Below are 17,741 nucleotides of genomic sequence, written 5' to 3'. Positions count from 1 at the left end.
ACGGACTCAAAGTAGAACATTGAATGTGTAAGAGAACACCAGACAGCTTTCCAAGATTATGGATTTATCCGGCTAGCGCAGAAACAGCGCAGGGATAAAAAGCGATAGCAAGGCGGTTTGTGAGTCGAGCGAAGGCGTGTACATCTGTACATAACTGAACGAGAGAGCAAACAAACGCAGCGAGCGGTTTTTATAGCCAGCGGGATAAAGCCTCAGAATTTGCTTGGCGACCATAGCGTTGTGGACCCACCTGACTCCATGCCGAACTCAGTAGTGAAACGCAACAGCGCCGATGGTAGTGTGGGGTCTCCCCATGTGAGAGTAGGACATCGCCAGGCTTAAACATCGTTTTCATCTTTTTGAGAAAAAGATGAAGGCAAAAACAAGTAAAGCAGCGACGATAAGACTTTATTTGTTACTCAGTATTGAGTGGAGCGGTAGTTCAGTTGGTTAGAATACCGGCCTGTCACGCCGGGGGTCGCGGGTTCGAGTCCCGTCCGCTCCGCCACTTATAAAAAAGCCTCGCTAGACATAGCGGGGCTTTTTTTCGTCTGTGTAATGTGTAAAGCACTTTAATGAGTCTTCGGTGTATACCCCGGTCGAAGGTGCAAGTTAACTCAGGCGTGTCAGAAAAAAATAGCAAAATCTCTATCATTTATTTGTAAAGATTAAGTCAATCGAGCTTCAGACATATTCGGGTATGTGGGAGCCTCCCTAAATTTCTGGTCACGCGATATTTATCCCTATCTACTGCGTTTTAGCCTCACTACACGCTTTGTCTGCATATTTCGATACTGCTTTACCTCCTAAAGCCCATACCAACACCCCTCCCCACAAGATGAAAGATAGACCCGCAGGGATACAAGCTAGCAGAATGTATTTGAACTGTTTTCGGTTAAATACGAGCGCAATTAAAGCCGGGAGGAACCAAAAAATAATTACTGCAATAATCACAAACGCGATCAAACCATAGTTTTCACTCATCAATATCTTATCTATAAATTCCAAAACCTCTCCTTGTTATAATTTTCGGCCCAATTTTTTTTCAACTAGCTTTCTTTCCCAATTGGGAGAAAAGAAATAAATTTTTTCAAATGCAATAAGCCCTTGAACGATTAGACCCATACCAAGACCAGCAAAAATAATATAAACAACTGGCTCATCGTGCATGACAATTAGAAATATTGCCGCCATGAACACATATGTAATTAAATACTCATAAAATTCCTTCAGTCGCTTTGCATATATAAGAGCATACTGTTCGTCTGCCCTCAATTCAGTTTCGTTTTGCATTTGAATGTCCTCTAACTCTAATGTTGATAGATCTATCTCAAATACTGCAGCAAGAGCCTTGCGCGTTTCCATACTCGGCTTATTACCTTGTTCGACCCGTTGAATTGTTCGGGTAGTGACACCAGCCATTTCAGCCAACTGGCTCTGAGACCATCCCCGTTTTAATCGAAGTTTTCTTATAATCATCAAATACATCCTTGCTTTGAGGTGAGTTGAGTTTTGCAATTATTCGCTCAAAATTGAACGACATAAACACGAAACCAAAACGAAATTCATATGACACCAAAAAAATCAGTTAGTTAAATACTTCTTGTTCTAAGGTGTAACGTCGTCTGAATAGGTAGGAATTGACAACGAAGGGCTCGACATCGTCATTTGTCCTCTTGATTTAATGACGTTAATGAAAGAGACCACTTCGCTGTTTGCGAATATAAAAATATCGTATCTTGATTCGAAGTATTGATCTGTAAATAAATAGTTATCTACAAAAAATCTATATATTTCAAAAATGATGAATAAAAAAAGCCCCACAATAGTGGAGCTTCAATCGAGATCTATTACTCTGGTAATTTACCGCTGCCCTTTATACCCAATATTTCAAGGTGGGAGGTATGAGCGCTGACTCGGGGAAGGAAATTATCCCAGTCTTTATTTTTTTCCTGAGTCCAGGCGACCTCAGAAAGGGCAAATAAGCGAGGATAGTTGAGATAATCCAGAGTTGTTTTATCTTTGACAAACTCTGTCCAGACCAATGCTTGCGTCCCGCGTATTTTGTCAGCATTTTGTTCAAGGCCAAAGGTAGGCTCAAAACTATATACTTTTTTTAGACTGACTGGGTTCGCCCATAAAACACCTGTTTCATTGATATTGTTATTGGTTGCCATATCAAAGTAGGTGAACTGCGCTGGGCAGGCAATAACAGGATAATCCCCAGATAGTGCCTGAGCAATTTTCTCTGGGCTTGACCATGTGTAGATCAAAGCTTGCTCATCAACTTTATGCCCGTCTATTGCTTCTTCCCAACAACCACAGTTTTTACCTTTGTTCCGTAAATAGTTTTGTAAATGACGGAAAAGATGTCTGCCAAGATCTCTGACATCTTCGAGTCCAAGCTCTTGCTGTTTTATCTTACATGCAGGCGATTTTTCCCATACATGACTCGGTACTTCGTCACCGCCAAGGTGAATAAGAGTTGAAGGGAAAAGCTCGCAGACTTCATCCAGAATATTTTCCAGTACCTCGTAGGTCGCTGATAGACCCGGGTTGAGGACATTGTCATTGTATTGCTGGATGGATACGTATTCTGACGCATCTTCCTGTTCAATCAGTAGATGGGGCAGGGATTTGATAAGTGCTCTTGCATGGCCGGGAATGTCAATTTCCGGTACTACTGTAATTGAGCGTTTTTCTGCAAATTCAATAACATCACGTATCTGGTCTTTGGTAAAGAAACCACCATATCTTTTGATACCTGAGCCAAATTGGGGTTTCAATGCCTCGGTATCCCCACGCCAAGCTCCTGTTTGAGTCAGCTCTGGATAAGCATCTATTTCTATTCGCCATCCTTCATCATCGGTCAAGTGCCAGTGAAAATGGTTGAACTTGAGCCATGCCATTTGCTCAATGATTGATTTGACCGTCTCTACACTGTGGAATGAGCGTGAGCAGTCGAGAAATTGTCCGCGGTAGTCATAACGTGGAGAGTCATCAATCTCACAACACTGTGCTTTTCTCTCTCCCGTTATTAGTAGCTGCGCTAATGTGACAGCGGCATAAAAGAAACCCGCTGCTGTGGAGGCATGAATAACAATTTTTTCGGCGTCAACGTTTAATTGATACGCTTCTCCACTGATCTCTCTTTCGTCCACCAGCACAAAACTCAACACCGCATCAGAAGCGCTGGCCTCAATGATTTGAACCTCTAGCTTTTCTGCCAGCCATTCTCTTGCATTCAGTGCGAGATCGGCGGCATTAACCGTCAGAGTATTTCGCAGAGTAAAAAAGCCTGTTTTTTCAGAAATGGCGTTTGGTTGTGGAATAATGCCCGGCTTTCCATCAGGCAAGAGGAGTTTTTCATCATTGAGGTCTGCTGGTTGCGCCATGTCGATCCCTCCGATTGGAACCTCAAAGACATCGCCAGCTGCGCGTAGGTATGCTCCCCTTGGGCATTCCGCAATATTTTTCAGTGCGGGACCATGACTTTTGATGCGAAATGACCAACTTTCGCCCGGTTTCAGATGAAGCTCGCTCGGCGCAATGAGCTCAATATGAGAGCCTTCCTGTCGCAAAAGACTGACGTTTTCCAGTGATTCAGCTGCCAGCAACCGAGGCATATCAAAACATAGTGAGAAGTTGCTGATAGGGCTGTCAGACTGGTTTGTCAGCACTAATGATATAGCCAACGGCTCATCGAATTTGTTTTCTATTTTTATGTCTAATTTACTGCAATACATCACACTGTCCTTGTTCGCGAGCCACTGTTCGTTTAAAACACATTACTGATGCATAAATGAGAATCAACACGTGCTATTCAAATAAGAGACTGGCTTAATAGTTTCTGAATTGCGATCAGAATATCAGGTACTATTACGTTGATTGTTAATAACCACTCAAGACGACGTTAGGTGATTTAACCCGACCTATCAAAAACCGAAAATGCACAGATAGTAATGCAAGGAGCGAGTATTGAGAGGCTTGATTATTAGTACATTGTTTCTCACTTTTTTTGTCCATGCGAATCCTTGGCAGGCGGTAAAAAGCCCTTCACTCGGTAAAACATTTACAGTGGGTGGTTATGCTAATGGTTGTTTATTTGGTGGTCAGGCGTTGCCATTGTCAGGAGTTGGGTATCAGGTTATCCGTCCTTCTCGTGTAAGGTATTACGGACACTCAGACCTCATTGCATTTATTACTGATTTAGGTAAGGGGATGCACCGTAGTGGAAGTGAAGACTTTCTGGTTGCTGATTTAGCCATGCCAAGAGGAGGACATTTTTCGTCCGGTCATCGAAGTCACCAGACGGGGCTGGATGCCGATATCTGGTTTTCTTTTGCTTCTCAAAGACTCTCCTCCTCTGAAAGAGAGTCCCCACAGGCACTGAGTCTTGTTGACCTTAAGCAGTTTAAGGTTGATACATCGCGATGGGAACAATCCCACTTTAACCTACTACGCCTCGCTGCCTCTGATTCTCGGACTGCGCGGATCTTCGTCCATCCGGCAATAAAGAAGCAACTCTGTGCTGAAGAAGAGGGCGATCGGGAGTGGCTGAGAAAAGTCAGGCCTTGGTTTGGGCATCATTATCATATGCATGTCCGCCTTAAATGTCCTTCCGGCGACAAGTACTGTATTTCTCAGTCGCCACCTCCCATAGGGGATGGCTGCGGAGATGAGCTTCTCAGTTGGTGGCCAAAGCCTGATGACTATGTGATTAAGCCTAAGGGAAAAAGACCTAAAAAAATAGGAAAACCCCAGTTATGCCAGAGCCTTATTGAAGGTTAATTTACTTCTGTTTGGTTGAGTAGCGGAAGCCGCTTCACACATACTTTGTTCGAGCATAGTGATCAGGCGAGCTTACTGGATATGAGTCTTCACTGCATCAATGTCTTAAAAATGGTGTTCTTCTTTTTTGTCATGACTGCCTAATATTTTAATGCTCAAAGGTAATACATAAGACGTAGTCACATAATGAGCATAATTATTCGTTCCTCTTGTATAATATCGTTCAGATATATTGTGAACCCTGTATATCTGGCGAATTACCGAGATGGAATTTTCTCCTATATTGGACTTTTATCGTAATGAAAATCATCGTTACTAGCCTTATTGGCTTATTTTTCTCTGTATTTTCTATAGCAGGCACGCTTGAGAGGGCGAGTGAGATTGAGGGCCAGACATTACAGTCGTCAGCACAGGTACAACAACGCATTGATCGACGCGCTGAAAACATTTTAAAAATGAAGTCAGAAATAGAACAGCTTGATCGCGAGACGGAAAACCTAACCATATATCAATCACATTTGGTCAAGCTGATTGAGAACCAGGAACATGAAAAAGCAGAACTCAGAAACAAAATATCTGAGCTTGCAGATACCCGGATGGGGATTGTTCCGCTGATGTATAGGATGATAGATAGCCTCGAACCTTGGGTGGCACAGGATATACCGATTAAAAAGCAACAAAGGCTGACTCGGGTCGCGCAACTGAGGTCATTGATGACTCGTGCCGATGTTTCCGTCAGTGAGAAATTTCGCCGGGTTTTGGAGGCGTATCGAATTGAGATGGAATATGGACAGAAGCTTGGAATATTCAAAGGACAGATTGCTCAGCAGGGGCTGGTCCGCGATGTTGATATGCTTCATTTTGGCCGTGTAAGTCTGGTTGCGAGAAGCCCGGATAAGAAAAGTTATTGGTTATACAGTCGTAAGCTTGGCGAATGGGAGCTCTCCTCAGGTAAGGTGAAGCCTGAGATTGACGATGCTTTTGCTCTTGCAGAGCAAAGCGGCGCCCCCCGTTTGATTAACCTACCTTTGTCAGTCGGTCGGTTACCAAAGGACGGGGGAGTTGAGTAATGTGGCGATATTTAACATCTGTCTCTTTTTTTCTAATAGTTATCGCGTTTCCAGCTCAGGCAAACCTGGTAGATAAATCACTTAACGCGCAGCAGAAAAGTGCTGAACACGATAAAGCCCGTGAACTGGCATTTATCAGTGAAGAACGTGAGTTGAGTGCGAAGCTTGATGCCATGAGAGCAAAGAAAGTAGCGTTAACTGGAGACGTTGACCAGTTGAATAGCAAGTTTAGCTCGAATGAGGCAGCCATTACTCGCCTTGAAGAACGTCTTCGTATCGAGTCCGGCAGTTTGGGCGAGATCAACGGCACTATTAGGGATGCAGCTACCTTTGTCTTGGGAAAAACAAATGACTCTCCGGCATCTATAGGCATCGGCAGCGCTGGCAAAAATCTCAACGATGTTGCCAAAAGCAGTGAGTTGCCAAACCTTCCTCAATTAGCCCAGCTGTGGCAGGGAATGATCAATCATCTACAGGCGAGTGCAGTCTCAGCATATTATCTTTGCCTTTGCTCAATGGTGATGGCGTTGTTCAACCCGCTAATGTTATTCGTATTGGCGATGTTGCTATTGCAGGAGAGTATGGATTTATTCACTGGGAACCGGAACGTGGCCTTGGCGAATATTATGCATTTCAGCCCGAAAATAGCGCCACTACGGAAAGCTTGAAAACTGCTCAGCCGGGTCAGCTTTTCAGCTTTGATCCAAGTGGAGGTGATGTACTTTCACTGCTTGGCTCTGCTCCGAGTATCGATGACCGTGTTCGGCAAGGCGGTGCCGTTGGCGCACTTATCCTCGTACTCCTCTGTGTTGGCCTTCTGATTGCGTTGGTACGCGGCGTATCCTTAACAAGAATGCGTATAGCAATATCACAGCAAATTAAAAACCCGACCATACCGGGAGATAATCCATTGGGGAGAGTGCTCAAGGTCTATCATGACGAACCTGACAGAAGGCTTGAATCACTTGAATTACGCTTGCTTGAAGTGATCGTCGATGAACAGCAGTTTTGCGAACGTGGTTTATCCATGCTGAAGTTATTGGCTGCTCTGGCACCTATGCTTGGGCTTCTCGGCACAGTGATCGGTATGATCGAAACGTTTCAAATCATCACTGAAGTGGGAAATGGTGATCCCAAGGTGATGGCGGGAGGGATTTCAGTTGCGCTTATCACGACGGTTCTGGGACTTGTCGCAGCGATGCCCCTGCTGCTTGCCCACAATGTGTTGAGCTCACAGGCGGATGCTATTCGTGGGACTTTGGAGAAAGTGGGTATCGGTCTGGTTGCAGAACAGTCTGAACTACAGAATGTCGCCGCTCCGGACATCAAACTGGCATGAAGATGGATGTCGCACAAATATTCAGTAACTTCATCGACCATTGGTTTCACACCACTGAGAGTTTTATGGATGCCGGAGGGCCTGTTCTGTGGTGGCTGGCATCCGTCGCGGCCATCATGTGGTGCTTGATGATTGAACGTTTTCTGTACGTGAATATTACTTTTCCAAAAGAACGCCAGCGTTGGGTAGCCGCATGGCGTCACCGCAGTCACTGCTGTTCATGGTCGTCTATCGCAATTCGTGACGGATGGCTTTTTCAGGCCCAACTGAAGCTAAATCAACGTTTAATGTTGATTAAAGGGCTAATAACAATTTGCCCTATGTTGGGTCTGCTTGGCACAGTGACAGGCATGATTGCAGTTTTTGACGTAATGGCGAACCAAGGAAACAGCGACGTTCGCTCTATGGCTGGAGGTATTGCAATGGCGACCTTTCCCACACTTGGTGGCATGGTCATTGCCCTTACAGGGCTATTTGCACATTCCCGGCTTGTTAAGGCATGTCTGCGTCGAGAGTTATCGTTGGAAAAAGAACTGAGGACAATGAGATGAGATTGACCCGGGTACGCAAAGCCAGAGAAGAGGCACAGATCGATCTTACCTCCATGATGGATATCGTTTTCATTATGTTGATTTTTTTCATTGTCTCGAGCTCATTTGTCTCTGAAACCGGTGTTGACATTAATCGCCCGACTGCCAGCCAGGCTACTGCGCAGCAGGCGAAAGGAATAGCGGTAGCCATCACGTCAGATAATGAAATTTATATCGATAACCAGTTCGTGGATGTGGAACGTCTGGAAGAGAAGCTCGCTTTTTTACTGATGGATAAACCTGAAGCGGGCCTACTGATTCAGGCGGATAAAAGGGCGTTTAACGGTACTGTTGTCAATGTCATGGATATTGCCAGGCGTGTTGGTATTCAGAAAATTGCTCTGTCTGCGGAGAAAAGATGATACTCCGTTGGTTACTTTCCATATCCGCCTCTTTTTTTATCGTATTAATATTATTAGTTATTATGGCGTCGCTGGTTCATCATAAAGACTATCTACCGCAGACCTCAAATACCAAACTGACACTGGACTTTTTTGTTACTGAGCCAGACTCTCAGACGATAAGAAAAGTTCGGCAGTCACTGTCTACAAAGCCTCCGATACCACCGGATCAACCTGCTGGTTTTGGTAAACCAGAGGCCATTGAGGCACCGATTTCCGCTAATTTACCCCTGCTTACACCGACTCTTTCAGACAGGGATGCTATTACCATCCCCGGAGTGAGTCAACAGGGTATGGAGCTTGGTGAAATCGATATCGATGACAACATGTTTCTACAGCATGCTGAAAGCCGCCCTGATTTTTCACCATCGCTCCGTATTGAGCCCTCATATCCTCTGCATGCCAGAATGCGGGGTATTGAGGGTTTCGTTGTGTTGGCGTTGAGTGTGGATGAGAATGGGAAGCCATATAATGTCGAGGTGAAAGAGGCTAATCCCAGACGAGTGTTCGAACGCGAAGCGATCAGAGCTGTCAGACAATGGAGATATCCCGCTACTGGTGCTCAAACTACTCTCACCGTCAGGCTTGAGTTTACATTGAGCCAACAAGAAGGGATGTAAAAACAATGAAGGCATTTCTGCTGGCTCTGTTACTGCTCATTGCTTTGCCTGTCTCAGCTAACCATCTTGCAACAAGGGTTGCGATTGATGTGAATCGGGCGATTGAAACGGGTGAAAATACTCCGCAGCAAGCTATTGAGATCCTAAAAAATACGCCCATTAAAACGCCCTATGAGAGGGCTATCGTTAACCGTGTAATGGGTGTTTTTTATTATCAGATAGGAGATATCAGACAGGCTATCTCAACGCTCTCAGATGCTGCTGACAGCGGTGAGCTGAAAAAAGAACAATGGAGAAAAGTCCAGCGGACTATTGCCGATCTATTGCTGTCGACAGGCCAATATGCCGAAGCTCTTCAGCGTTATTATCCATTGGTATCTGGCGATGTAAGCTCGATAGAGGTTGACGAGGTTTGGTATCGAATTGGTCAGAGTCATTATCAGCTCTCTGAATGGGACAAATCGCTTAATGCTCTGGCCCGTATTCAACAAGAAGATAAAAAGCAATCGAAGCCTGTGTTATCACTAAAGCTCGGCGCTCAGCTTGAACTTAAACACTGGCGTCAGACAATTCCCTTGCTTGATAAGCTTATTTCAGTTGAGCCCGATAACAGTGTGTGGTGGCGACATTTAACAAGTGTCTATCAACGGCTGGGTAAACGGAAAGACTTGCTGAAAACTCTGGTGTTGATGGAAAGGCAAGGTACTGTCTTGTCGGCTCAAGAATGGCGTGTGATGAGTCAGTTATATGCTGAAAATGGGTTGCCCGATAAAGCCGCGACAGCACTAAAAAAACTGACAAATAAACAGCTTATTATCAGGGATATCGCTGCCAGGGCGGTATTTCTACAAGAGGCGAAAGAGTGGAAAAAAGCCATTGCTCAGTGGAAACTGGCAGCAGAAAAAGATAGCCAATACTACTGGCCATTGGCTCAGTTGCAGATTCAGCAGACGGATTACCGAAGCGCTATCAATAGCCTGAAGAAAGTTGAAAAGCCCGTACGTCAGGGGGAAATTGAAATGGCGATGATGATGGCGTATGAACGACTCGGTGAGCTTGATGCCGCTTATCAACACGCCTCAATCGCTCATGACATCGCGCCCAGCGATCAGACGGCTAAATGGTTAACTTATTTGAATCGAAGACGTCAGACTATTCAGCCGTGAGATAGGCGAAAAAGATGGAGAGCCCGTTTAGATGTCTATTCTCTGATATTCGGAAAGCCATTCATAGGACTGGCCTTAACCAGGCTGGAAGTTGTTATGCGAGGCCCTGAAGTTTGACGAATTTCTCCAATAAGAGATCCTCTGACTCCACATTGTCTGGGTCGATAATAATGCAGTGAGTGATAGGACATACTGACTGGCAAGTTGGCTTGTCGTAGTGGCCAACACATTCCGTGCACTTATCCGGATCAATTTCGTATATTTCCTCGCCGAATGTAATGGCCTCATTCGGACACTCAGGATCACACATGTCGCAATTGATGCATTTTTCAGTGATTAATAACGCCATAATCAGTATTTACGCCTGTAATCTCAGTATATACAAGGCTTTAGGCGTCTTTTTACTTATTTGAATTAACGGAAATAAGATACGAAAAAACGGAAAAAAGCCTTTAAAAAAGTTTGAATCCCTTGGTTTAGTAACACAAAATAGTAACACATAGACAATTTTGACCCTCTAAAAACTCTCATGTGTGAGCTTTAGTTTTTAGAGCTTATGAGTCCTAGTAAAACCAAGGAATCGGTAATGCCACGCACTGTAACACAACAGGCAAAAAAGCCCAAAATCGAAGATTATGAGATCGCCGTCACTAAGTGGGAGGGGTGTAAACCTCCCTACACAAGCTCACACATACAATCTTGTGTTACTGCGGCAAAAACCATCCTTTCGTATACAGATAAACCCCGCCGATCCAAGTACGAAAAAGACAGCTACTTGAGGATAGATTTTAGTAAAGCTGGCAAGGTGACATTCTATGCCAAATTCCCCAACAAAATGGGACTGGCTGGCAAGCGCCTTGGTGAATGGCCTGAAATGCACATAGATATTGCGCGTGAGCGAGCTGCTCAAATGGCTGCGGGTAGTTTAAAAGGTGAGTCTGTGCATTACGCCCTTAAAGCATATGACGAAGATCTACAGGCTAAGGTACAGCGCCATAAACTGAGTGAGGCGAGCTATTACACGTATTCTTGCAGAATTAAACAGCTATACCTTGCCTTTGGTGAACGTGAAGTATTCTCAAACGTTACTTATGAAAGACTGATCAAAGCTATTGATGAGTGGATAGAGACCAAAACCAACAATCACGCTCTTGAGTTATTTGCTGAGCTGCGCAGGTTCTGGAAGTTCTCAGCGCCCACGTTATGCAATGGGCGAAACATTGCAGCAAGCATGCCTGATGATTACGTTTCATCCCGTGTACAGCGTCCCGCACCGACAAGGCTATATACAGACATAGATGCTATTGCTGAGCTTTGGCTGAATGTATCGGCCTGCACCTCAGTACATCAAAAGAATGCGATTCGATACATGATACTCACAGGCGTTAGGCCAATTAACGTGTGCAACCTGCAATGGAGCTGGGTAAAGGAAGACCTCAGCGAAATTATTTACCCGGCCACGGTGATCGGTATGCGCGGAGCTATGAAAACAGAAAAAGAGTTTCGCATACCAACAACCCCAGCTATGCAGCAATTGCTCAAAGAGCAAAAGGATTGGCGAGACGCGGCCTTGCCCAACTGCAATGCCGATTTCGTTTTTCTACAACCACGGAACCCAATGCAGGCATTTGCAAAACGCTCTCTTGATAAGTTGATCAAAACTCACAGCCCAGCAGATGCCGTTAAAGGCATAACGCATAAGGGAACAGTCAAAGGCTCAGCCGGGGCGTTTAACACCATGTGTAGAAAGTTTCTGAAGAGTAATATCATTGTTCAGATGAGACAAAAGGGATACTCACGCTCAGACACCCGAGAAATAAGCCAATTGTGCCTGCACCACAGCGATAAACACGCTGACCCAATGGCAGAGCACTATGACTTTAGTGATGAGATTACGCAAGAAGAATTAGCGCTGAAAAAAGTTGCATTTACAGCGCATGAAGAAAGTATTTTAAGTAAAGTTCATTTTAAAAGGTTAAATTTTAAAAATAATTAGTATGTTAATTTCTATGAGATCCTATTTTACAATGTGAATAATTATTTAATTTTCACTTTAAAATCTACATCTATAATATGTCAGAGTGGTTATTGATAAAAAATGAAACAGACAGAAGAAATTATTCAAATATTTAGTGATGAGTCTTTTCCACAAGTAGTTTTGCTAGACGGCTCTTGGGGTAGTGGCAAAACATATTTTATAAAAAATGAATTAATAGATAAGTTACATAATCATTTTAAGCAAAAAGTACACTTTTTTTCATTATATGGAGTGTCGAGTATTGATGACTTTAGAGATAAAATTATCTCATTATCAATTACGGACAGTGAAAAAACACCAACTCTGTTGACAAACGCAGCAAAGATTTTTGAAGGTATAACTACAAATGTGGGAGAGAAAGGCCTTGGAGCAGTTTTAGGTGGAGCTGCTGGTGCTCTTAAATATAAATTATATGAGAAACTAGATAATTGTATATTGATTCTTGACGACTTAGAAAGAGTTAATAACGATAAAGTAATTAAGAATATATTAGGCGAGTGTTTAAACTTAGCTGAGTCTAAAAATATTAAGCTATTATTGATAGCAAATGAAGAAAAGCTACATTGTAAAGATGACATAGAAAAAGTATTTGCAGATAAATACAATTTTAGTTTTAGTCATGAAGAAGTAGTTGATATCTTAAAGAGTGAGTACGAATTTCTTGATGATAGGTTATCTAGAGAACTTTTACTATGTATCACATCTGTTGACTCAAAAAATATAAGGGTATTAAAACGAGCTATAACAAAGTTTAATAGGTTAAAAAAAGAAATTGAAAAAATAGAAGGTGTAGATATTGATCAAGCTTTAACTTTACTTTTAAATAATATAATTCAACTTTGTTGTGCGAAGTATGAATTTGGGTTTTCGACAAAACAAATTTTTGAAGCGGGAGAAACTAGGCTTCTTCGTAAAATTACGAAAGATAAGGATGAATCATTTAAAGATGAGTTGCAGAAGTTAGATAAAATATTTGGTGATGGATTATATGTTAAGCCAAAAAAACTAGTAGATTTTTGCTGTGATGGAATTTATAGTTTTAAAAATATTGTAGAGGAGCTTGATTTACCTTTAAAGAAAGATTTGTTTGACCAAATGAAATCAATATGGGCTCAAAATAAATTAAGTGACGCTGATTTTGAAAAAGGAGTAAAGGAGTTAGAGGAGTATATATCTAAACATTGTGGAAAAGATATTAGCGAATGGTTTAATATTTGTGATGTTTATCTATATATGATAGATAAAAAAATAATAAATAGTATTGTTCATACTCCGGTCTCAATTTTAGAAGTTTGTAAAAATGTAGATTTTAATGTTTTTTCGATATCTGATGATAGGGATTATGATTACTCCAGTGGGAACATGTACGATCAAAAAATTATAGAAATTGCTAATAAAAAGAGACAGAAGCTCGTAGAGAATATAAAGGTGAATACAGATATTGAACTATCTGAAAGATTTAAAAATTCATGGTCTGAAGTTGCCCCATATATATATGATAAATATATGCACAAGCCAATGTATAATGAGTTTAATGTCGATACTTTAAGAGAGGCATTCATGAGTTGGTCTACCTTTGAAGTATTCGAATTTACTAGATTTAATAAGAAAAGATATAGTTTTGATAATATAGAAGATTTTTTCATACCTGAAATGGATAGCTTAAAAGGTATATCTGAAATGATAGAGAATTTATGTATTGATTTAGGATACGGGCGGAAAGTAGCTAGTTTAAATGCTCTTCGCGAAGAGTTATTAGCTGTTTACGAAAGACTAAAAAACTAGTTAGTGTTAATGGGCGTGATTAAACGCCCATCCCATTAATAACATTACAACGCCGCCTCACACTTTTCTAAAAATGCCAAAACATTTGATTTACGAAACCTGATCACTCTTGCTGATATTCTTATCGCACCAAGTACTTTACGATGTTTGTGGTGCACGGCCCAGTCATTAATAGTTTTTGACGACACCTTGGCAATTCTTGCCGCCTCTTTGGGGGTAAGAAGCACTTCATCATGGTCCTTATCGTTCATAACTATGTTTCCTTTGTAAACAACCAGCATTTCACTGTTTTGGGTTGGCTATAACTTTCGCCGCGTGTCTCTATGGCCGAGTTAACTGGCTTTATCGATTGAAACTTACGGCTCTTCGATGTCTTAAGGTATTTCTTTAGATCGGTAAGTAAGGGGATCTGTTGCTTGAATTCGTTGGCTACTCGCACAAAGTGATTCAGGTTAACGGCAATGAGTTCTCTGTTGCGAGAGTGGTTTAGAACAGGTTCGTCCTCATCGTTATTTATATATTCGTAGGTTTCCCAGAATTGTTGAACAACCGGGTGATCAGCGACAATGGCTCGTTGGCGGCTTATTGCTAAATCCTGTATGCAGTCGATGACTTCGTCGCGTTGGTTATCTGGCAAGCCCAACACCTCACTCATCGCATCGGTTAACGACATCAACTGGGCATGGTTTTTAGCTATTCGCACTGAGTGGATGTCTTTAAGTGAGAGAAGGTGGTCTTCATAGATAGGTGTATTGGTGGCAACAAAGTCCATCACTCTTGCCTCGGCCATGGTGACTTGTCTGAGAAAGTAACTGAGGTTTTTAACGGGTAAGACGTTCATTTCGTCTGTGGCGCTTTTACTTTCTCGACTGTGTCGCCCTTTATCGAAATAGAGTTGGGTAATGCGCTGTAATATTGCTTCGGAAGCACTCACTTCGGCGTTCTGGGTTATGACGATGGCGCCTCTGAAAGGTGGTTCGTAGGTTTCATTACCGCTGTTTTTCATACCTCGAGCCCGGCTTGCCCTCCCGTTGTAGGCAGTTTTGAGTTCATCCCAATCAAACTTCTTAGCCTTGGCGGTATCTTCTTCCCGATCAGCCTCTATTAAAACAACAGGCAAATTACTGACTTGAGAAAACTTGCGGGATACAGCCGCCGCAGTCGCTTTACTTGGGTCGAAGCCCTCCTCGTCGGCCTTACCAAGTAGCTTCCACATAAATTCGACTAGTGTTGTTTTCCCTGCACCGGGTTCGCCGACAATTTCCAAAAATGGGTAGCTTTTATGAATAGCTCGGATCTGCTCTGAAAATAGCGAGCCAAGCCAGAAGCTGATTGCGACCAGTCCCTTTGGGCCAAACGCTTGATAAACCAGTTGAGGCCAGTCTTTCTTGTATTCTGAATGATTGCCAATTTGCAGTTGGAAACCTTTGTTGAGGCTTTTTACTGCCAGTTTGCCGACTTCAAAAAAGTCTTCGTCGTTAATGGGGTAGGCTTTGCCCTGACTAATTGCCAAATCGTTAAACACATAGGCGTGGTGCTCTTTGCTATAACCGACAAAGTCGATGGTATCGACCACTTTAATATTGTGAATGTGGTGCTTTACCAGCCAGTCGAGTTGCTTAGAGGTACCTGTAAACAAACCGCCGGGTGCAATCGATAGAAGGCGCTTTTTAAACTCAGATGCTGCCGCTACCTGACCACCAGTAAACGTATTTTTGATTGTTCGGCCACCGTGGGGAAATTCGACCCGGCAGTAATACCAGCTTTCATCGGTAATGGTGTTTGATTGGTAATAGAGAAACGTCGGCTTGCAGTTAGCAATTTCAGTGAGTGCGCCTGACTGTTCAGCGGCATGAGTTTTTATCTGTTCTTCCGTTAGCCCTTCGTCACTGCTTCTTAGCTCCTCTGCTGCCTTGGTAAACTTTTCTATATCGAGGCTGAACCAATACATGCGGTTGTCGAAATCAAAACAAAAACCGTTTCGTCCTTTTCGTTGCCAAATTTTGAGGGCTTTATCGAGAGGGCTTTTGGCGATCAGTAAACTGCCTTGATACAAGTAGTTATCAAGGTCGTTTGTATTTAACCGCTGATTGATATGGCAGTCGTTCCAGTCTGTTTTTCGGTTGTCGTGTTGTGGAATAAGCGCTGCTGAAATTGTATGGCCTTCTTTTTGGCTGCGTTCGGCCCAACGCTTGATATATCGACGGCCAGCTTTGTCGTTGTCTAAGGCCCATACCCAGTTAATGCGCTTTCCTTTGAATTCGGCCAGTTTTGTCTCTGGGTAATTAACGCAGGAGAGAGTGGCAATGGCTTTTTCGCCATTAAGGTTAAGCGCGATTGCATCTAAACAACCTTCTACCAACCAGACTCTATCGTTCTCTTCTATCATCACTCCTGGTGGTTGCCACCAGAGGCCACGATGTGAGCCATTGAAGTGTGCTTTTCGGCAGTCCTGATCGCCGCTTTCCTCGGTAATTGTCACCTCTTCGATAAGCCGTTCCATGTAAATGTCATGGCTTCTATCGATATCAAACCTGACAGTGGCTGTTCCCTTATTCCCATTGGGATGCCAAAAGTTTCCCTGTCGGTACCAGCCTTTTACCCGTAGTGGATCTATGCCTCGTGCATAACGTAAGTAGGCATCCGCTGTTGCTGTTGGGTTTTCATGAGTGGCGACAAAACGTTGATTGAAGTTTTCAAAGGCATCCGGATAAAGCTCTTTAACGTGGCCCTCCCATCCGCATTTGTTTTCGCGTCCACATTTGACTAACCATGGGCTTTCAGTGCGGGTGAAAAGTTCCTTCTTGCCGCATGAAGGGCAGGTTCCTTGCTGAAGCCAATCACCATTTTCCTTCATGGCATAGTCGGAGATCAGCCGTTTAACGATGTCCTGTTGTATGTCGTATCGCATCTGTGGCTCCTTTCACTTGGGATCAGCCAAGCGCCTGAGCACAGTCGTAACAGTGCACAGATAAAAGTACATCAGGTAGTTTTCACAAAAAGGCGGGCAGGAATTCAGCGGTGTTTGAAAGTGTTTTCTCAAGTGTATCTAAATTGATTGCCCGCCAGATTGTCGATTTTGTTAGGCTTCAAATACGCTAACTCTTCTCTTCGGTGGCAAGAAGGTCAGCAAGGCTTATCGCCTTTAGCTGTCCGTGATGCCTTATGAATATACAGGTTGATGTTGAGTTATCGATGTCGATATAGGCATCTAACCCTTGGGCCTCAATATTGGCCACGGCCTTGGCAGCAAAAAGACCTGCCTTTCTGGCGGTGCATTCGTATTGCTGCTGCAGGTGAGAGGTGGTTTGCTTCACCATTTCGTCGCGAATTAATGTGCTGTTGTAAGGGTGGTTAAGGACAAAACGTTCAGCAGGTTCGAGTAGATTGATATCTTGCATGACTGACTCCTAATCATTCGCTGAGTGCCTTCACGAGGGCACGTCTGTCGATATGGGTTGAGATTGGAATATTGACGTCCGGGTCGGGTATTGAAGAGGGGCTAAGAGTCCGGACGGGAGAAACGCTGGCGACAAACACATGACCACAGTCTGTGTTATTGCAGCTGAGAGTCACTTCTCGATAGGTACTGGAAACCTGCGTAGTCTTCCTGATGGTGCAGGGGCCGTTGCAGTGTGGGCAGCGGGTTCTCATTGGTTTACCTCCGTGGGAAGGTTATCCGGCGTTGGAAAGATATCGGGTCTGAGGTCGTGAGCTGTCACCAGTCCATCTGTTGCTTTTTCGATGGCTTTGCAGTGTTTGGGTGGGACTCCGCGACGAACCCAGTGGCTGACAAGAGACGGTGAACTGACACCTGCGGCCTGAGCGATATGCTCTCTTCCGAAGACAAAAATTGCTTTTTTCAAAGGTGTCATATCAGGTGACTCCTTGCGTTTGCATTAATTTTTGTGCAGACAAGATTAGTGTCGATATGTACTATT

18 protein-coding genes, 1 tRNA gene, 1 rRNA gene and 1 pseudogene are annotated in these 17,741 nt (G+C 43.5%); 12 read left to right on the top strand and 9 right to left on the bottom strand.

Going from position 1 to position 17,741, the window contains the following annotated elements; translation table 11 throughout:
- Nucleotides 1-222 precede the first annotated feature (222 nt).
- Both rrf and A8L45_RS16770 read left to right on the top strand, forming a co-directional pair.
- A 5S ribosomal RNA gene (rrf, locus tag A8L45_RS16775) occupies nucleotides 223-338 on the top strand.
- A 93-nt stretch (nucleotides 339-431) separates the two neighbouring features.
- Nucleotides 432-508, top strand: a tRNA-Asp gene (locus A8L45_RS16770).
- Between the two features lie 239 nt (nucleotides 509-747).
- Here A8L45_RS16770 and A8L45_RS16765 read toward each other — a convergent pair.
- From A8L45_RS16765 to A8L45_RS16755, 3 genes are all read right to left on the bottom strand, one after another.
- Nucleotides 748-1,008, bottom strand: a complete 261-nt coding sequence (locus tag A8L45_RS16765; protein ID WP_083228385.1) for a superinfection immunity protein — start codon at nucleotides 1,006-1,008, stop codon at nucleotides 748-750.
- A gap of 12 nt (nucleotides 1,009-1,020) precedes the next feature.
- The gene (locus A8L45_RS16760; RefSeq protein WP_068904373.1) at nucleotides 1,021-1,479 is read right to left on the bottom strand and encodes a helix-turn-helix domain-containing protein; all 459 of its coding nucleotides are present in this window, start codon (nucleotides 1,477-1,479) and stop codon (nucleotides 1,021-1,023) included.
- A gap of 371 nt (nucleotides 1,480-1,850) precedes the next feature.
- Complete coding sequence (locus tag A8L45_RS16755) at nucleotides 1,851-3,746, bottom strand: beta-N-acetylhexosaminidase (protein WP_068904371.1); 1,896 nt, start codon at nucleotides 3,744-3,746, stop codon at nucleotides 1,851-1,853.
- A gap of 232 nt (nucleotides 3,747-3,978) precedes the next feature.
- On the opposite strand from A8L45_RS16755, the gene mepA reads away from it, so the two are divergent.
- The 8 genes and pseudogenes from mepA (at nucleotide 3,979) to A8L45_RS16720 (ending at nucleotide 9,977) form a co-directional block, all read left to right on the top strand.
- Nucleotides 3,979-4,791: a penicillin-insensitive murein endopeptidase gene (gene mepA / locus A8L45_RS16750; RefSeq protein WP_068904369.1), complete on the top strand. Its 813-nt coding sequence runs from the start codon at nucleotides 3,979-3,981 to the stop codon at nucleotides 4,789-4,791.
- A 299-nt stretch (nucleotides 4,792-5,090) separates the two neighbouring features.
- Nucleotides 5,091-5,861 (top strand): DUF3450 domain-containing protein, encoded by a 771-nt coding sequence (locus A8L45_RS16745; protein WP_068904367.1) that lies wholly within the window; start codon nucleotides 5,091-5,093, stop codon nucleotides 5,859-5,861.
- Entirely contained in the window at nucleotides 5,861-6,529 is a 669-nt protein-coding gene (locus A8L45_RS25345; RefSeq protein ID WP_245680751.1) for a hypothetical protein, read from the top strand. Before A8L45_RS16745 ends, A8L45_RS25345 begins: the two co-directional genes overlap by 1 nt.
- 197 nt (nucleotides 6,530-6,726) lie before the next feature.
- Nucleotides 6,727-7,200: pseudogene (locus tag A8L45_RS25340) on the top strand (MotA/TolQ/ExbB proton channel family protein); the annotation flags it as partial.
- Nucleotides 7,197-7,751 (top strand): MotA/TolQ/ExbB proton channel family protein, encoded by a 555-nt coding sequence (locus A8L45_RS16735; RefSeq protein ID WP_390336085.1) that lies wholly within the window; start codon nucleotides 7,197-7,199, stop codon nucleotides 7,749-7,751. The pseudogene A8L45_RS25340 and the gene A8L45_RS16735, both read left to right, overlap by 4 nt.
- Nucleotides 7,748-8,152 carry an ExbD/TolR family protein gene (locus A8L45_RS16730; RefSeq protein ID WP_068904363.1) on the top strand — a complete coding sequence of 135 codons (405 nt, stop codon included), beginning with the start codon at nucleotides 7,748-7,750 and terminating at the stop codon, nucleotides 8,150-8,152. The genes A8L45_RS16735 and A8L45_RS16730 overlap by 4 nt, the downstream gene beginning before the upstream one ends.
- Nucleotides 8,149-8,811: an energy transducer TonB gene (locus A8L45_RS16725; protein ID WP_068904361.1), complete on the top strand. Its 663-nt coding sequence runs from the start codon at nucleotides 8,149-8,151 to the stop codon at nucleotides 8,809-8,811. Before A8L45_RS16730 ends, A8L45_RS16725 begins: the two co-directional genes overlap by 4 nt.
- Nucleotides 8,812-8,816: 5 nt before the next feature.
- A complete protein-coding gene (locus tag A8L45_RS16720; protein ID WP_068904359.1) occupies nucleotides 8,817-9,977 on the top strand; it encodes a tetratricopeptide repeat protein in 1,161 nt (386 codons plus the stop codon).
- 94 nt (nucleotides 9,978-10,071) lie between these two features.
- Here A8L45_RS16720 and A8L45_RS16715 read toward each other — a convergent pair whose 3' ends face one another.
- Nucleotides 10,072-10,326: a YfhL family 4Fe-4S dicluster ferredoxin gene (locus A8L45_RS16715; protein ID WP_068904357.1), complete on the bottom strand. Its 255-nt coding sequence runs from the start codon at nucleotides 10,324-10,326 to the stop codon at nucleotides 10,072-10,074.
- 237 nt (nucleotides 10,327-10,563) lie between these two features.
- On the opposite strand from A8L45_RS16715, the gene A8L45_RS16710 reads away from it, so the two are divergent.
- Nucleotides 10,564-11,973 (top strand): site-specific integrase, encoded by a 1,410-nt coding sequence (locus A8L45_RS16710; protein WP_068904355.1) that lies wholly within the window; start codon nucleotides 10,564-10,566, stop codon nucleotides 11,971-11,973.
- Nucleotides 11,974-12,075: 102 nt separating this feature from the next.
- Nucleotides 12,076-13,800 (top strand): P-loop NTPase fold protein, encoded by a 1,725-nt coding sequence (locus A8L45_RS16705; RefSeq protein ID WP_068904353.1) that lies wholly within the window; start codon nucleotides 12,076-12,078, stop codon nucleotides 13,798-13,800.
- Nucleotides 13,801-13,844: 44 nt separating this feature from the next.
- On the opposite strand, the gene A8L45_RS16700 is transcribed toward A8L45_RS16705, so the two are convergent.
- The 5 genes from A8L45_RS16700 to A8L45_RS16685 all read right to left on the bottom strand — a co-directional run bounded on the left by A8L45_RS16700 (nucleotide 13,845) and on the right by A8L45_RS16685 (nucleotide 17,675).
- Entirely contained in the window at nucleotides 13,845-14,051 is a 207-nt protein-coding gene (locus A8L45_RS16700) for a helix-turn-helix domain-containing protein (protein ID WP_068904351.1), read from the bottom strand.
- Nucleotides 14,052-14,053: 2 nt separating this feature from the next.
- Nucleotides 14,054-16,711 (bottom strand): toprim domain-containing protein, encoded by a 2,658-nt coding sequence (locus A8L45_RS16695; protein ID WP_068904349.1) that lies wholly within the window; start codon nucleotides 16,709-16,711, stop codon nucleotides 14,054-14,056.
- 187 nt (nucleotides 16,712-16,898) lie between these two features.
- Complete coding sequence (locus A8L45_RS16690; protein WP_068904347.1) at nucleotides 16,899-17,201, bottom strand: hypothetical protein; 303 nt, start codon at nucleotides 17,199-17,201, stop codon at nucleotides 16,899-16,901.
- A 13-nt stretch (nucleotides 17,202-17,214) separates the two neighbouring features.
- A complete protein-coding gene (locus A8L45_RS23895) occupies nucleotides 17,215-17,454 on the bottom strand; it encodes an ogr/Delta-like zinc finger family protein (protein ID WP_083228383.1) in 240 nt (79 codons plus the stop codon).
- Nucleotides 17,451-17,675, bottom strand: a complete 225-nt coding sequence (locus tag A8L45_RS16685; RefSeq protein ID WP_068904345.1) for a transcriptional regulator — start codon at nucleotides 17,673-17,675, stop codon at nucleotides 17,451-17,453. The genes A8L45_RS23895 and A8L45_RS16685 overlap by 4 nt, the downstream gene beginning before the upstream one ends.
- Between the last annotated feature and the right edge of the window lie 66 nt (nucleotides 17,676-17,741).

Source organism: Veronia pacifica, assembly GCF_001707825.1.
In the GTDB taxonomy this organism is placed as follows: Bacteria; Pseudomonadota; Gammaproteobacteria; order Enterobacterales; family Vibrionaceae; genus Veronia; species Veronia pacifica.
The sequence above is the reverse complement of the archived record's forward strand: the minus strand, read 5'-3'. Positions and strand labels throughout refer to the sequence as shown.

Coding starts and splice junctions, on each gene's coding strand:
- A8L45_RS16760 (WP_068904373.1), bottom strand. CDS start 1,479: ATGATTATAAGAAAACTTCGATTAAAACGGGGATGGTCTCAGAGCCAG.
- A8L45_RS16755 (WP_068904371.1), bottom strand. CDS start 3,746: ATGTATTGCAGTAAATTAGACATAAAAATAGAAAACAAATTCGATGAG.
- A8L45_RS16745 (WP_068904367.1), top strand. CDS start 5,091: ATGAAAATCATCGTTACTAGCCTTATTGGCTTATTTTTCTCTGTATTT.
- A8L45_RS25345 (WP_245680751.1), top strand. CDS start 5,861: ATGTGGCGATATTTAACATCTGTCTCTTTTTTTCTAATAGTTATCGCG.
- A8L45_RS16735 (WP_390336085.1), top strand. CDS start 7,197: ATGAAGATGGATGTCGCACAAATATTCAGTAACTTCATCGACCATTGG.
- A8L45_RS16730 (WP_068904363.1), top strand. CDS start 7,748: ATGAGATTGACCCGGGTACGCAAAGCCAGAGAAGAGGCACAGATCGAT.
- A8L45_RS16725 (WP_068904361.1), top strand. CDS start 8,149: ATGATACTCCGTTGGTTACTTTCCATATCCGCCTCTTTTTTTATCGTA.
- A8L45_RS16720 (WP_068904359.1), top strand. CDS start 8,817: ATGAAGGCATTTCTGCTGGCTCTGTTACTGCTCATTGCTTTGCCTGTC.
- A8L45_RS16715 (WP_068904357.1), bottom strand. CDS start 10,326: ATGGCGTTATTAATCACTGAAAAATGCATCAATTGCGACATGTGTGAT.
- A8L45_RS16710 (WP_068904355.1), top strand. CDS start 10,564: ATGCCACGCACTGTAACACAACAGGCAAAAAAGCCCAAAATCGAAGAT.
- A8L45_RS16705 (WP_068904353.1), top strand. CDS start 12,076: ATGAAACAGACAGAAGAAATTATTCAAATATTTAGTGATGAGTCTTTT.
- A8L45_RS16700 (WP_068904351.1), bottom strand. CDS start 14,051: ATGAACGATAAGGACCATGATGAAGTGCTTCTTACCCCCAAAGAGGCG.
- A8L45_RS16695 (WP_068904349.1), bottom strand. CDS start 16,711: ATGCGATACGACATACAACAGGACATCGTTAAACGGCTGATCTCCGAC.
- A8L45_RS16690 (WP_068904347.1), bottom strand. CDS start 17,201: ATGCAAGATATCAATCTACTCGAACCTGCTGAACGTTTTGTCCTTAAC.
- A8L45_RS23895 (WP_083228383.1), bottom strand. CDS start 17,454: ATGAGAACCCGCTGCCCACACTGCAACGGCCCCTGCACCATCAGGAAG.
- A8L45_RS16685 (WP_068904345.1), bottom strand. CDS start 17,675: ATGACACCTTTGAAAAAAGCAATTTTTGTCTTCGGAAGAGAGCATATC.